The sequence below is a fragment of the Microbacterium hydrothermale genome (genome assembly GCF_004854025.1).
GTDB classification, from domain to species: domain Bacteria; phylum Actinomycetota; class Actinomycetes; order Actinomycetales; family Microbacteriaceae; genus Microbacterium; species Microbacterium hydrothermale.
In genome coordinates, this window is the sequence record NZ_STGM01000005.1 from 41,938 (window position 1) to 54,666 (window position 12,729).

Genomic DNA, 12,729 nt, shown 5'->3' on the forward strand with positions numbered 1-12,729 from the left:
TGCCGCGGCCCCGGTGTCGGTGGCCGGGTCTAGCGTGGAGGAATGGTCGCTTATCGCTATCTCGGCAACAGTGGATTCAAGATCTCGGAGATCACCCTCGGCAACTGGGTGACCCACGGCTCGCAGGTCGGAGACGACGCCGCGATCGCCACGGTGCACGCCGCGCTCGACGCGGGCATCACGACGTTCGACACCGCCGACACCTACGCCAACACCGCAGCCGAGACCGTCCTCGGCACGGCCCTCGAGGGTCAGCGCCGCGAATCGCTCGAGATCTTCACGAAGGTCTACTTCCCGACCGGCCCCGGCGGCCCCAACGACACCGGGCTCAGCCGCAAGCACATCATGGACTCCATCAACGGCTCGCTGAAGCGCCTCGGCACCGACTACGTCGACCTCTACCAGGCGCACCGCTTCGACTACGAGACGCCGCTCGAAGAGACGTTCCAAGCCTTCGCCGACGTCGTCCGCCAGGGCAAGGCGCTGTACATCGGCGTCTCGGAGTGGACGGCCGAACAGCTGCGCGAGGGGCACGCGCTCGCGAAGCAGCTCGGCATCCAGCTCATCTCGAACCAGCCGCAGTACTCCATGCTCTGGCGCGTGATCGAGGGCAAGATCGTGCCCACCAGCGAGGAGCTGGGCATCTCGCAGATCGTCTGGTCGCCGATGGCGCAGGGCGTGCTGAGCGGCAAGTACCTGCCCGGTCAGCCCGTGCCCGAGGGCTCGCGCGCCACCGACGAGAAGAGCGGCGCGAACTTCATCAAGCGGTTCCTGAACGACGACACCCTCGAGGCCGTCCAGCGGCTGAAGCCGATCGCCGACGAGGCCGGACTCACGATGCCGCAGCTCGCGATCGCGTGGGTGCTGCAGAACCCGAACATCGCCGCCGCCCTGGTCGGAGCCTCGCGCCCCGAGCAGCTGCACGACACCGTGAAGGCGTCGGGCGTGAAGCTCGAGGCCGATGCCCTCGCGGCGATCGACGCGGCACTGGGCGATGCGGTGTTCTCCGACCCCGAGAACACCTACGAGGTCTCGCCGAAGAAGCGTCTGGTCTGACGCGGTTCGTGCAGCGGGTCGGGCGTTCGCGCCCGGCCTGCTGTCGTGCGTCCGGGCGGGGGTGCGGGGGCGCGGGGGTGCGGGTTGCGGGGCTGGGTGCCCGTCGCCGCGAGATCACACGATGCGCTCGAGATCACACGCAAGGTGGTGTGTTCTCGCGCCGATCGTGTGATCTCGCGCACCCTCCCCGACGGCACGGCATCCTTCGCTCCGCCGGGCGCTCCGCGCGGCCGTGCGCCCCCCCACCTGCGCGAGATCACGCGATGCGCTCGACATCACACGCAAGGCGGTGTGCTCTCGCGCCGATCGTGTGATCTCGCGCGCCTTCCGCGTCGCTGCGCCCTCCGCCGCCGCGCGCTCCGCGCGGCTGCGCGCCCCGCGCCGTGCGCGCCCCTCGCCGTGCGAGATCACACGATGCGCTCGAGATCACACGCAGGGCGGTGTGCTTTCGCGCCGATCGTGTGATCTCGCGCGCGCCCAGCGTCGCTGCGCGCCCCTCACCGACCCGCGCCGCCCCCAGCCGCCCCCAGCCGCCCCCAGCCGGGCCTCAGGCCCCGCTCAGGAGCGGGCCAGGTTCAGCGTCGTACCCTCATCGAATGTCCTTTTCCGCTCACCGACCCGGCCGTTTCGGCTCCGACGGTCGAATCGAGTTCACGACGGACGAGGAACGCGTGCAGTACCTCGACGACATCCTCGCCGCCCAGAACGCCGCTGCGCGCCCGGACGGCGCGCGCTCGAACGACGCCGCGCACGAGCACACCTCCGAGCCGTGGGGCGCTCCGCCCGCCGACGACGAGCCGCGCGACCCCTTCCTCGACGACTCCGACGTCGACGCCGACTCCCCGGCCGTCGACCACGACACCGTCGTGATCGACCGCGCGTCCGCCGACGCTTCAGAAGCCGACGCCCCGAAAGCGGACGCCCCGGAAGCCGACGCCACGCAAGCCGACGCTACGCAAGCAGACGACGCCCAGACCGCGGTCGTGCCCGAGCGGGTGCTCGCCGCGCCCGCCGTGGCATCCATCCCGGTCACCACCGAGCCGCGGCCCCCGCGTCTGCGCCGCTCGGATCCTCGCCGCCCGAAGCTCTCGCTCATCCGGCGCATGGCCGTTCTCGGCGGAGCCGACAACGACGTGCTCGACGAGGTGCCCGAAGAGGTCCCGCGCTTCGTGCAGATGTTCCTCGTGCTCGCCGGGACCGCGCTCGTGTCGGCGCTGTCGATGATGTTCGCGCTGCTGACCGGCGTGCGGGTGAGCATCTTCCTCGCGATCCCCCTCGCGATCGTGTGGGGACTGATCATCTTCAACCTCGACCGCTTCCTCACCTCGACGATGCGCTCGACCAAGAACGTCTTCCGCCTCCTGGGGCTCGCGATGCCCCGTGTGATCATGGCGGCTCTCATCGGCATCGTCGTGGCGGAGCCGCTGGTGCTGCAGGTGTTCCAGAACGACATCGCCCGCGAGGTGAACGCCACCAACATCACGCAGGCCCTGAGCGACCAGGATGCCGTGACCAGCGGCCCCGAGAAGCAGGCCCTCGACGCCGCGTCCGCCCAGGTCTCGGCGCTCGAGAACCAGGCCGCGACGGGCATCGTCACGGGAACCTCGTCGACCTCGGCCGAATCGGCAGCCGCCCAGCAGACCGTCGACCAGCTCACCCAGCAGCTCGCCGCTCAGCAGACCGTCATCGACCAGGCCCGCGCGGTCTACCAGTGCGAGCTCACCGGCCAGGGCGCCGGAACGGTACCGGGCTGCACCGGCGTCGCCGGGAACGGCGCGAGTTCGGATGCCGCGCAGGCGCAGCTGCAGCAGGCGCAGTCCGCCTACGACGCGCTGTCGACGCAGCTGCAGCAGGCGCAGTCGACGCTGGCGGCCGCCAACACCGCGGGCGCCGAGGCCGCGGCATCCTCCGCCGACGCGAACAAGCAGCAGGCCGAGGACCAGCTGCCCGCGGCCCGCGCGCAGTACGAGTCGGCGCTCGCCGCGTACAACCAGCGCGCCTCGTCGATCGCCGACGGCAACGCCGGGGCGGTGGGGCTGCTCAGTCAGATCACCGCGCTGGAACGCCTGTCCGACCGCGAGCCGGTGCTGCGCTGGGCGCACTACCTCATCGCGGCGCTGTTCTTCATGATCGAGCTGCTGCCCGTGCTCGTGAAGGTGCTGACCGGATTCGGCGGCCCTTCGCTGTACGAGAAGGCCGAGAAGATGCGCGGGCAGATCGCCCTGGACCGCGTCTCGGCGCGCACCTTCCGCAAGCGCGCCGACATCATCGCCGACGAGGCGAACAAGGTGCCGGCCGCGGTGGCGTGATGGTCGTCCACAGCGCGGGACTCCTGCTCTATCGGCTCGATCCGACGCCGCAGGTGCTGATCGCGCACATGGGCGGGCCGTTCTGGGCGAAGAAGGAGGCCGGCGCCTGGTCGATCCCGAAGGGCGAGTACGACCCCGACACGGAGAGTGCTCAGGATGCCGCGCGCCGCGAGTTCCGCGAGGAGCTCGGCGTCGATCCGCCCGAGACGGACTGGGCGGAGCTCGGCACGTTCGCGTACAGCAGCGGCAAGAAGGTCGTCGTGTTCTGCGGCGACGGCGCCGGGTTCACGGCATCCGGATTCACCTTCGGCACGTTCGAGATGGAGTGGCCCCCACGCTCGGGGCGCACGGCGTCGTTCCCCGAGGTCGACCGGGCGGAGTGGATGGACCTGGATGCCGCGCGCGACGCGCTCGTGAAGGGGCAGCGCCCCGCCCTCGACGCGCTCGAGGCCGCCCTCGAGGCTCTGCCCGGCGCCTGACGCGGCCCGGTGTCGTGCGCTGCGCCGGCCCGCTCGCCCCGTGAGTGTCCAGAACACCCGGACACTCCGAGAGAATATCCGGGTGTCGTGGACACTCGACCCGGCAGGGGCGCGGGACGGCTCGTCGGGGCAGAGTGGTCACATGGTCACCCGTCCCGACGAAGCTGCCCGAAACCGTCGCGCTTTCGTCACCGTCGCCCGATCGCTCGCGCAGTTCCTCCGCGACCACGATGAGAAGCGGTGGTCCGGATCGATCGCCACGCTGGCCGAACGCGCCGAGGCTGCCGGTGACGGTGACGACATCCGCCAGGTCGCCTCGCAGACGCTGCGTCTGTTCGGAGGAATGGGCAGCCTCAACGACGTGATGCTGCCGGTCGACGGCTCGTATCCCCGCGAGGTGAACGCGCGACTCGACGCGCTGACGTCGGAGCTTTACACCGCCGCCCACGCGCTGATCCCGTCTCGGTGAACCCATCGCGCCCTGACGCCGCGCACCGCCGTCGAGTGTCCAAGACGCGCCGTATCGCGCGGGTGCGTGGCGGCGTTTCGTGGACACTCGACGTGGCGGACAAGCGCGGCGGGTTACGGGCGCAGCAGCACCTTGCCGACGCGGGGCGAGTCGCTCGCGCGAGCGGCCTCGCGGGCGTCGTCCAGGCCGAAGGTCGCCGCGACGGGGAGGGTCAGCGTGCCGTCGGCGAGGTAGCGCGACAGTTCGCCGAACAGGGCGCCGCGGGTCTCGGCATCCATCGTCTTGCTGACGACGCTGCCCCAGAAGCCCTTCACGGTGGCCTGGCGGAAGATGATGTCGCCGGCGCCGAGCTCGAGCTTCCCCGCGCCCATCGAGCCGAAGATGACGAGCGTGCCGTTCTCGCTCAGCATCGACAGCACCTGGCCGGCGGCGGGGCCTCCGACCGAGTCGACGCCCGCGACGATGCGCGCACCGTCCGCGAGGGCGAGGGCCTTCTCGCGCCAGTCGTCGGCGTCGGTCGACACGACGTTGTCGATCCCCTGCTCGGCGAGCTCGGCGACCGCGCTCTGGCGGCGGACGAGACCGATGACGTTGACGCCACGCGCCTTCGCGATCTGCGCGACCATGCGGCCGACCGCGCCGTTGGCGGTGTTCTGCACGATCCAGTCGCCGGCCTTCAGGTCGAGCGAGTGCAGCAGGCTGATCGCGCTGAAGGGCATCGACACGAGCTGCGAGGCGACCTCATCACTCAGACCCTCGGCGACGGGGATGAGGCCCGCCGCCTTCGCGACGACCTGCTCGGCCCACACACCGAAGGTGCCGCCGGTGGCCACGCGCTGGCCGACCGTGAGGCCCTCGACGCCCTCGCCGAGCTCCTCGATGACGCCGACCGCTTCGGTTCCGGCGCGCGCGGGCAGCTCGGGCTTGAAGCCGTAGGTGCCGCGGATGGTCCACAGGTCGTGATTGTGGATGGGCGACAGCAGCACGCGCAGGCGCACCTCGCCGGGGCCGGGGGTCGGGGTCTCGACCTCTTCGACGCCGAGGACGTCGGCGGGCTCGCCGAACTCGTGGTGGATGACTGCGCGCATGGAATGCCTCCCGTGGTTATTTTGTAACGACTGGTCTAATATAGACCGCGAGCCCGCGAATGCAACCCGCGGGATGAACGACGATCGAGAGCGGAGGGGTGACATGGGCAGGATGCCGAGCTTCGAGCGCTCCACCGTGATCGACGCCGCGCGCGACGTGTTCTGGAGGCGCGGGTACGCCGAGACGGGCATCGCCGAGCTCGAGGAGGCGACCGGGCTGACGCGCTCGAGCATCTATAATGCCTTCGGCAGCAAGAGGGGGCTCTTCGACGCCGTGCTCGCGGCCTACCTCGAAGACGTCGTCCGCACGCGACTGCGCCCCCTGGGCGGCGGAGACCCCGGTGCGCTCGAGGCCTACGTCGACGACATGCACACCGCGATCGCGGCGGACTCCCCGCGCGCCCGCCTCGGATGCCTGCTGCTCAACGCCGGCTCCTCACCGCTGGCCAGCGACGACGCCGAGGTGCGCACGCTCGTCTCGGGCTACGCGGCCGAGATGCGCGCGGCGATCCGATCGGCCGTCGCCGACCGCCGCCCCGACCTGACGCCCGACGCGGTCGACGCCCTCGCGGCGGTCTGCGCCTCGCTGGTGGTCGCCGGCCTGACCCTCGCGCGGGCCGACCGCGACGCGGCGCTCGGCACCCTGGCATCCATCCCGACGACCCTGGAGTCGTGGGGCCGCGCCTGAGCCCGCGGGGACGCCGTCGAGGGGGTGCAAGTGGTGACTCCCGCCGTGTTGTATACGCAAGGCCGGATCGGATGCCGGAAAGGTGTCCATTAGCCCCTTTAGTGCATACACTGAGAGGCGACACGAGGGAGGTGCGCCATGCGGGCGAGCGAACGCGCGTACGCGACCCTCCTCGACGAGATCCAGACCGGAACCCTCGCCCCCGGGACCGTGCTCGGCGAAGTGGAGCAGTCCTCGCGCCTCGGCGTCAGCCGCACCCCCCTGCGCGAGGCCCTGCGCCGACTGGCATCCGACGGGCTCGTCGCCCAGGCATCCGCCCGCGTGACGGTGGTCGCGGGGATCGACGCCGACGACATCCGCGCCCTGTTCGACCTGCGTCGCGCGCTCGAGACCGAGGCCGCGCGACTGGCCGCGCAGCGCGGCGACCGGCGGGTGTTCCACGCGCTGGCGGCGGAGTTCGCGCGCGTCGACACCGCGGATGCCGACGAGTACTACGCGCTCATCGCCCGCTTCGACTCCGCGATCGACGCCGCCGTCGACAACGCCTACCTCTCGTCGGCCCTGCGCAGCGTCCGCACGCACCTCGTGCGGGTGCGGCGCATGGCCCGCGACAACCCCCTGCGCCTTTCCGCCTCGGCGCGAGAGCATGAACTGATCGCCCGCGCGATCGGCGGCGGCGACCCCGAACTCGCCGCCCACGCCACCCACGTGCACCTGCACAACGCCTTCACGACCATCCTCGAAGCCCTCACGGAGGACCCCTCATGACGATCACCCACCACGTGCGCGTGCACCGCAGCGACGAGAACCTCGCCCGGGAGGGGCAGCTCGCGTGGGCACTTGCTCGCGTCGCGGTCGACCCGGTCGCCGTCGACGACGACGTGGTCGACATGATCGTCAACCGCCTGATCGACAACGCGGCCGTGGCCGCGGCATCCCTCACCCGACAGCCGGTGAGCGCGGCGCGCCAGCAGGCGCTCGATCACGCGGTGTCGATCGGCGGACCCGGCGCGACCGTCTTCGGCTGCCTGCTCGAGCGCCGCACCAGCCCCGAGTGGGCCGCGTGGGCGAACGGCGTCGCCGTGCGCGAGCTCGACTACCACGACACCTTCCTCGCGGCGGACTACTCGCACCCGGGCGACAACATCCCGCCCGTGCTCGCGGTCGCGCAGCACACCGGTCGCGACGGCGCCGCTCTCGTGCGGGCGCTCGCCACCGCGTACGAGATCCAGATCGACCTCGTGCGTGCGATCTCGCTGCACAAGCACAAGATCGACCACGTCGCCCACCTCGGGCCCGCCGCCGCCGCCGGCATCGGCACCCTGCTCGACCTCGACCAGGAGACCATCTACCAGGCGATCGGTCAGGCGCTGCACACCACCACGGCCACGCGCCAGTCGCGCAAGGGCGAGATCTCGACGTGGAAGGCGCACGCCCCCGCCTTCGCCGGGAAGATGGCGATCGAGGCCGTCGACCGCGCGATGCGCGGAGAGACCAGCCCCTCGCCGATCTACGAGGGGGAGGACGGCGTGATCGCCTGGATGCTCGACGGCCCCGACGCCTCGTACGACGTGCCCCTGCCCGGCGAGGGCGAGAGCAAGCGCGGCATCCTCGACTCGTACACGAAGGAGCACTCGGCCGAGTACCAGGCGCAGGCCTGGATCGACCTCGCCCGACGCCTCGGCACGGAGCGCCCCGATCTGCGCGACCCCGCGAACGTGGCATCCATCGTCCTGCACACCAGCCACCACACGCACTACGTCATCGGCTCGGGGGCGAACGACCCGCAGAAGTACGACCCCACCGCCTCGCGCGAGACGCTCGACCACTCGATCCCGTACATCTTCGCCGTCGCCCTGCAGGACGGCGCCTGGCACCACGTCGACTCCTACGCCCCCGAGCGCGCGGGACGCTCCGACACGGTCGCGCTGTGGCACAAGGTCACCACGGCCGAGGATGCCGAGTGGACGCGCCGCTATCACTCCGAGGACCCGAACGAGAAGGCCTTCGGCGGCCGCGTGGTCATCACGCTGGCCGACGGCTCGGTCGTCGAGGACGAGATCGCCGTCGCCGACGCCCACCCGCTCGGCGCCCGGCCGTTCGCGCGCGAGGACTACATCCGCAAGTTCCGCACGCTGGCCGAGCCCGTGCTGATGCCCGAGGAGATCGAGCGGTTCCTCGAGCTCGTGCAGCGACTGCCCGAGCTGACCCCCGCCGAGGTCATGCAGCTCACGATCGTCGCGAAGCCCGGCGTGCTGGCCCTCGCGCCCGCGCCGAAGGGGCTGTTCTGATGCTGCACGCCCAGACCACCCCGCAGCAGAAGCGTCGCGCGCTGCGCGAGAAGCTGGCATCCGGAGAGCTCGTCCGGATGCCGGGGGCCTTCAACCCGCTGTCGGCCCGGCTGATCGAGCGCAAGGGCTTCGACGGCGTCTACATCTCGGGCGCCGTCATCTCGGCCGACCTGGGCCTGCCCGACATCGGACTCACGACGCTCACGGAGGTCGCCGGGCGCGGGCAGCAGATTGCGCGCATGACCGACCTGCCGGCGATCATCGACGCCGACACCGGCTTCGGGGAGCCGATGAACGTCGCGCGCACGATCCAGACCCTCGAGGACGCGGGGCTCGCGGGCACGCACATCGAGGACCAGGTCAACCCGAAGCGCTGCGGCCACCTCGACGGCAAGAGCGTCGTGGATGCCGACACCGCGATCAAGCGCATCCGCGCCGCGGTCGACGCGCGCCGCGACCCCGACTTCCTGATCATGGCGCGCACCGACGTGCGCGCGGTCGAGGGACTGGATGCCGCGATCGACCGCGCGAAGGCCCTGGTCGACGCGGGCGCCGACGCGATCTTCCCCGAGGCGATGCGCGACCTGGGCGAGTTCGAGGCGATGCGCGCGGCGCTCGACGTGCCGATCCTGGCGAACATGACCGAGTTCGGCAAGTCGGAGCTGTTCTCGACCGCGCAGCTGCGCGACGCGGGCGTGAACCTCGTCATCTGGCCGGTGTCGCTGCTGCGACTCGCGATGGGCGCGGCCGGCCGCGGCCTGGACGCCCTGGCATCCGAGGGTCATCTGCGCGACCAGCTCGGCGAGATGCAGCACCGCGCCGACCTCTACGACCTCATCGACTACGAGGGCTACACCCGCTTCGACGCCGACGTCTTCGACTTCACCGTCGAGCGCTGAGGCCCGAGCCGTCTGCCCGCGCCGCCTTGTCGCACTTCTCGCGAATCTCGTCCCACTCATGACGGTGCTCGTCCCACTTATTGCGGGTGTGGGGCCGCCAGACCGGCAATAAGTGGGACAAGGTTCGCACCCCCGCCACCACCGCATCCGGCAGCATGAACACTGAGCACGACTCGAGGGAGAGACGATGACCGACATCAAGAAGGGCCTCGCCGGCGTCACGGTCGACGAGACCGCCGTCAGCAAGGTGAACCCCGACACGAACAGCCTGCTGTACCGCGGCTATCCGGTGCAGGAGCTCGCCGCGACGCAGCCGTTCGAAGCGGTCGCGTTCCTGCTGTGGAACGGCGATCTCCCGGATGCCGCGCAGCTCGCCGACCTGCGCTCCACCGAGCGTCGGCACCGGGCGCTCGCCGACGACGTCCGCGCCGCGATCGACCTGCTGCCGACCTCGACCCACCCGATGGACGAGGTGCGCACGGCCGTGAGCGTGATCGGCGCGCGCGAGACCGCCGGAATCTCGAACGTGATGGATGCCGTGGGTACCCCCGAAGAGAACCTCGAGCGTTCGATCCGCCTGTGGGCGCAGCTGCCCGCCGTGGTCGCGTACGGTCAGCGCCGCCGCCGCGGCGAGGAGGTCGTCGAGCCCCGCGACGACCTCGACTATGCGGCGAACTTCCTGTGGATGACCTTCGGCGACGAGGCCGACGAGGTCGTCGTCGACGCCTTCAACCGCTCGATGATCCTGTATGCGGAGCACTCCTTCAACGCCTCCACGTTCACCGCGCGGGTCATCGCCTCGACCCTCAGCGACCTGTACTCCGCGGTCGTCGGCGCGATCGGCGCGCTCAAGGGACCCCTGCACGGTGGGGCGAACGAGGCGGTGCTGCACGTGTTCACCGAGATCGGCTCGGCCGAGAACGTCGGGCCGTGGCTCGACACCGCCCTCGCCGCCAAGCGCAAGATCATGGGCTTCGGCCACCGCGTCTACAAGCGCGGCGACTCGCGCGTGCCCACGATGAAGGCCGCCCTCGACACCCTCGTCGCGCACTACGACCGCCCCGACGTCGCCGCCCTCTACGACGCCCTCGAGTCGCAGTTCGTCGAGCGCAAGGGCATCTACCCCAATCTCGACTACCCCTCGGGTCCGGCCTACGACCTCATGGGCTTCGACACGCTCACGTTCACTCCGCTGTTCGTCGCGGCCCGCGTGACGGGCTGGACGGCGCACATCCGCGAGCAGCAGGCGTCGAACGCCCTCATTCGCCCGCTCTCGGCGTACGTCGGCCCCGGCGAGCGGCACGTCGAGGGATACGTCCCGGATGCCGCCGACCTCGAGGCCCGCGAACGCCCCGAGGAGGCGGCGGGCTGATGTCCGAGCCGCGGATCGTCATCGTCTCGGGTGCCCGCACCCCCATCGGCTCGTTCGGCGGATCGCTCTCGGGGGTCGACGCGTACGAGCTCGGCGCCGTCGCCGTGACCGAGGCCCTCACACGGGCCGGGGTCGAGAAGGACGCCGTCGATGAGGTCGTGATGGGCTGCATCGCCCAGAACGGCCCCGACGCGTACAACGCCCGCCGCGTTGCGCTCGCCGCGGGTCTTCCCACGCGCGTACCCGCGTTCACCGTCAACCGCCTCTGCGGCTCGGGCCTGCAGGCGATCTGGTCGGCCGCGCAGGAGCTGCGCTGGGGCGGCATCGACGTCGCGGTCGCCGGCGGCGACGAGAGCATGTCGCGCACCCCGTTCCTCGAGTACGGCGCCCGCGGCAACGCGCGGCTCGGCGACCGGACGCTCCTCGACGGCACGCTCGCAATCCTCACCGACCCCTTCAGCGGGCGGCACATGGGCACGACGGCCGAGGTCGTGGCATCCCGGTACTCCGTCTCGCGCGAGGAGCAGGACGCCTTCGCCGTCGAGAGCCAGCGGAGAGCGGCGACGGATGCCGCCCGCGCGGCCTTCGCGGAAGAGATCGTGCCCGTGACCACCGGCGGCCGTCGGCCGGTCGAGGTGTCGGTCGACGAGCACCCGCGCCCGGACACGACCCTCGAGGTGCTGGCCGGCCTGCGGCCGGCGTTCGAGAAGGACGGGTCGGTGACGGCCGGCAACTCCTCGGGCATCAACGACGGCGCCGCCGCGACCGTGCTGATGCGCGAGGACGACGTGCGCGAGCGGGGGCTCGCCGGGCTCGCGACGCTCGAGGCCGTGACGACCGCGGGCGTCGACCCCGAGATCATGGGGTACGCCCCGGTCCTCGCCCTGCAGCGGCTGTGGGAGCGGACGGGGCTCACCCCCGCCGACGTCGACGTGATCGAGCTGAACGAGGCGTTCGCCGCGCAGGCGGTCGCGGTGATCCGCGACGCGGGTCTCGACCCGGCGAAGGTGAACCCGTACGGCGGGGCGATCGCCCTGGGCCACCCGGTCGGCGCGACCGGTGCGATCCTCACCGTGCGCGCGGCCCTCGACCTGCAGCGCCGCGACCTCGAGTACGCGGTCGTGACGATGTGCATCGGCGGCGGTCAGGCCCTCGCCGCGCTGTTGCGGCGGTACTGACCCGCCCCGCCCCCCGCCCCCCGCCCCGCGCGTGAGTCGCCAGGTTCTGTCGCCGGCGGGCCCGTCGAAGCGACACATCTTGGCGACTCACGCGCGTGGCGGTGGGCGGGGATACTGGGCGCATGAGTGTGTTCCTTCTCGGCGGCGGCCGCGATGTCGCCGTCTGCGGATCGTTGCTGGAGGCCTTCGTAGGCGAGGCGCGCGAGCGGGCGACCGATCGCCCGCTCGTCATCGCCCTGCTGCTCGTGCTCGAGGCCGACGACGACGCCTCGGTCGAGCGCTTCCGCGGCGTCCTCGAGGCCGCGGGTGCGGCATCCGCCGAGATCCGCGTGCACGCGATCGTCGAGGGGGAGGGCTTCACGGATGCCGCGATCGGCGGGGCCGACGGCGTCTTCGTCGGCGGGGGCCTGACCCCCGCGTACCGCGAGGCGTTCTCCGGCATCCGGGATGCGGTGCGCGAACGGGTCGCCGACGGCATGCCCTACGCCGGCTTCTCAGCGGGCGCGGCGATCGCGGCGGGCCCCGCGCTCGTCGGCGGGTTCCGCGTCGACGGGATCGAGGTCGTGTCGGAGGACGCGGGCGAAGAGCTCGACGCGGTCGAGGTGCGCCCGGGTCTCGGACTGCTCGACTTCGCCGTCGACGTGCACGCCGCCCAGTGGGGGACCCTCTCTCGCCTGATCGCCGCGGTCGACGCGGGGCTCGTCACCGACGGGGTGGCGATCGACGAGGACACGGCCCTGGTGATCTCGGCGCAGGCGGCCCCGGCGGTGCGGGGCAGTGGTCAGGTCTGGCGCGTCGAGTCCGCGGCATCCGGGGTGCACGTCCAGGTGCTGCGCGCCTGAGACCGGATCTCGTGCGGACGGGAACGGCCCCCACCCGTGAGGGCGAGGGCCGTTCCGG

Annotated in this window: 12 protein-coding genes; 11 read left to right on the forward strand and 1 reads right to left on the reverse strand. The window is 71.6% G+C overall.

Annotated elements, in window-relative coordinates:
- The first annotated feature begins 42 nt into the window (after positions 1-42).
- From FB047_RS11055 to FB047_RS11070, 4 genes are all read left to right on the forward strand, one after another.
- On the forward strand, positions 43-1,056 hold the full coding sequence (locus FB047_RS11055; RefSeq protein ID WP_136587259.1) for an aldo/keto reductase family protein: 1,014 nt from the start codon (positions 43-45) through the stop codon (positions 1,054-1,056).
- A 596-nt stretch (positions 1,057-1,652) separates the two neighbouring features.
- Complete coding sequence (locus FB047_RS11060) at positions 1,653-3,365, forward strand: DUF4407 domain-containing protein (protein ID WP_136587260.1); 1,713 nt, start codon at positions 1,653-1,655, stop codon at positions 3,363-3,365.
- The gene (locus FB047_RS11065; protein ID WP_136587261.1) at positions 3,365-3,844 is read left to right on the forward strand and encodes an NUDIX hydrolase; all 480 of its coding nucleotides are present in this window, start codon (positions 3,365-3,367) and stop codon (positions 3,842-3,844) included. The genes FB047_RS11060 and FB047_RS11065 overlap by 1 nt, the downstream gene beginning before the upstream one ends.
- A gap of 142 nt (positions 3,845-3,986) precedes the next feature.
- Positions 3,987-4,313 (forward strand): DUF6966 domain-containing protein, encoded by a 327-nt coding sequence (locus FB047_RS11070; protein ID WP_136587262.1) that lies wholly within the window; start codon positions 3,987-3,989, stop codon positions 4,311-4,313.
- A 113-nt stretch (positions 4,314-4,426) separates the two neighbouring features.
- Here FB047_RS11070 and FB047_RS11075 read toward each other — a convergent pair whose 3' ends face one another.
- Positions 4,427-5,401, reverse strand: a complete 975-nt coding sequence (locus FB047_RS11075) for a zinc-binding dehydrogenase (protein WP_136587263.1) — start codon at positions 5,399-5,401, stop codon at positions 4,427-4,429.
- Positions 5,402-5,504: 103 nt separating this feature from the next.
- Here FB047_RS11075 and FB047_RS11080 point away from each other — a divergent pair, with 103 nt between their 5' ends.
- The 7 genes from FB047_RS11080 to FB047_RS11110 all read left to right on the forward strand — a co-directional run bounded on the left by FB047_RS11080 (position 5,505) and on the right by FB047_RS11110 (position 12,671).
- Positions 5,505-6,089, forward strand: a complete 585-nt coding sequence (locus FB047_RS11080; RefSeq protein ID WP_136587264.1) for a TetR/AcrR family transcriptional regulator — start codon at positions 5,505-5,507, stop codon at positions 6,087-6,089.
- A gap of 138 nt (positions 6,090-6,227) precedes the next feature.
- Entirely contained in the window at positions 6,228-6,857 is a 630-nt protein-coding gene (locus tag FB047_RS11085) for a GntR family transcriptional regulator (protein ID WP_136587265.1), read from the forward strand.
- Positions 6,854-8,380, forward strand: coding sequence for an MmgE/PrpD family protein (locus FB047_RS11090; protein WP_136587266.1), 1,527 nt, complete (start codon positions 6,854-6,856; stop codon positions 8,378-8,380). Before FB047_RS11085 ends, FB047_RS11090 begins: the two co-directional genes overlap by 4 nt.
- Positions 8,380-9,279 (forward strand): methylisocitrate lyase, encoded by a 900-nt coding sequence (gene prpB, locus FB047_RS11095; protein ID WP_136587267.1) that lies wholly within the window; start codon positions 8,380-8,382, stop codon positions 9,277-9,279. Before FB047_RS11090 ends, prpB begins: the two co-directional genes overlap by 1 nt.
- Positions 9,280-9,466: 187 nt before the next feature.
- Positions 9,467-10,651 carry a bifunctional 2-methylcitrate synthase/citrate synthase gene (locus tag FB047_RS11100; protein ID WP_136587268.1) on the forward strand — a complete coding sequence of 395 codons (1,185 nt, stop codon included), beginning with the start codon at positions 9,467-9,469 and terminating at the stop codon, positions 10,649-10,651.
- A complete protein-coding gene (locus FB047_RS11105) occupies positions 10,651-11,829 on the forward strand; it encodes a thiolase family protein (RefSeq protein WP_136587269.1) in 1,179 nt (392 codons plus the stop codon). The genes FB047_RS11100 and FB047_RS11105 overlap by 1 nt, the downstream gene beginning before the upstream one ends.
- A gap of 122 nt (positions 11,830-11,951) precedes the next feature.
- Positions 11,952-12,671: a Type 1 glutamine amidotransferase-like domain-containing protein gene (locus FB047_RS11110; protein WP_136587270.1), complete on the forward strand. Its 720-nt coding sequence runs from the start codon at positions 11,952-11,954 to the stop codon at positions 12,669-12,671.
- Positions 12,672-12,729: the final 58 nt, after the last annotated feature.

Bases quoted from the DNA above. Each gene is read 5' to 3' on its own strand.
- FB047_RS11055 (WP_136587259.1), top strand. From the start codon at position 43: ATGGTCGCTTATCGCTATCTCGGCAACAGTGGATTCAAGATCTCGGAG.
- FB047_RS11060 (WP_136587260.1), top strand. From the start codon at position 1,653: ATGTCCTTTTCCGCTCACCGACCCGGCCGTTTCGGCTCCGACGGTCGA.
- FB047_RS11065 (WP_136587261.1), top strand. From the start codon at position 3,365: ATGGTCGTCCACAGCGCGGGACTCCTGCTCTATCGGCTCGATCCGACG.
- FB047_RS11070 (WP_136587262.1), top strand. From the start codon at position 3,987: ATGGTCACCCGTCCCGACGAAGCTGCCCGAAACCGTCGCGCTTTCGTC.
- FB047_RS11075 (WP_136587263.1), bottom strand. From the start codon at position 5,401: ATGCGCGCAGTCATCCACCACGAGTTCGGCGAGCCCGCCGACGTCCTC.
- FB047_RS11080 (WP_136587264.1), top strand. From the start codon at position 5,505: ATGGGCAGGATGCCGAGCTTCGAGCGCTCCACCGTGATCGACGCCGCG.
- FB047_RS11085 (WP_136587265.1), top strand. From the start codon at position 6,228: ATGCGGGCGAGCGAACGCGCGTACGCGACCCTCCTCGACGAGATCCAG.
- FB047_RS11090 (WP_136587266.1), top strand. From the start codon at position 6,854: ATGACGATCACCCACCACGTGCGCGTGCACCGCAGCGACGAGAACCTC.
- prpB (WP_136587267.1), top strand. From the start codon at position 8,380: ATGCTGCACGCCCAGACCACCCCGCAGCAGAAGCGTCGCGCGCTGCGC.
- FB047_RS11100 (WP_136587268.1), top strand. From the start codon at position 9,467: ATGACCGACATCAAGAAGGGCCTCGCCGGCGTCACGGTCGACGAGACC.
- FB047_RS11105 (WP_136587269.1), top strand. From the start codon at position 10,651: ATGTCCGAGCCGCGGATCGTCATCGTCTCGGGTGCCCGCACCCCCATC.
- FB047_RS11110 (WP_136587270.1), top strand. From the start codon at position 11,952: ATGAGTGTGTTCCTTCTCGGCGGCGGCCGCGATGTCGCCGTCTGCGGA.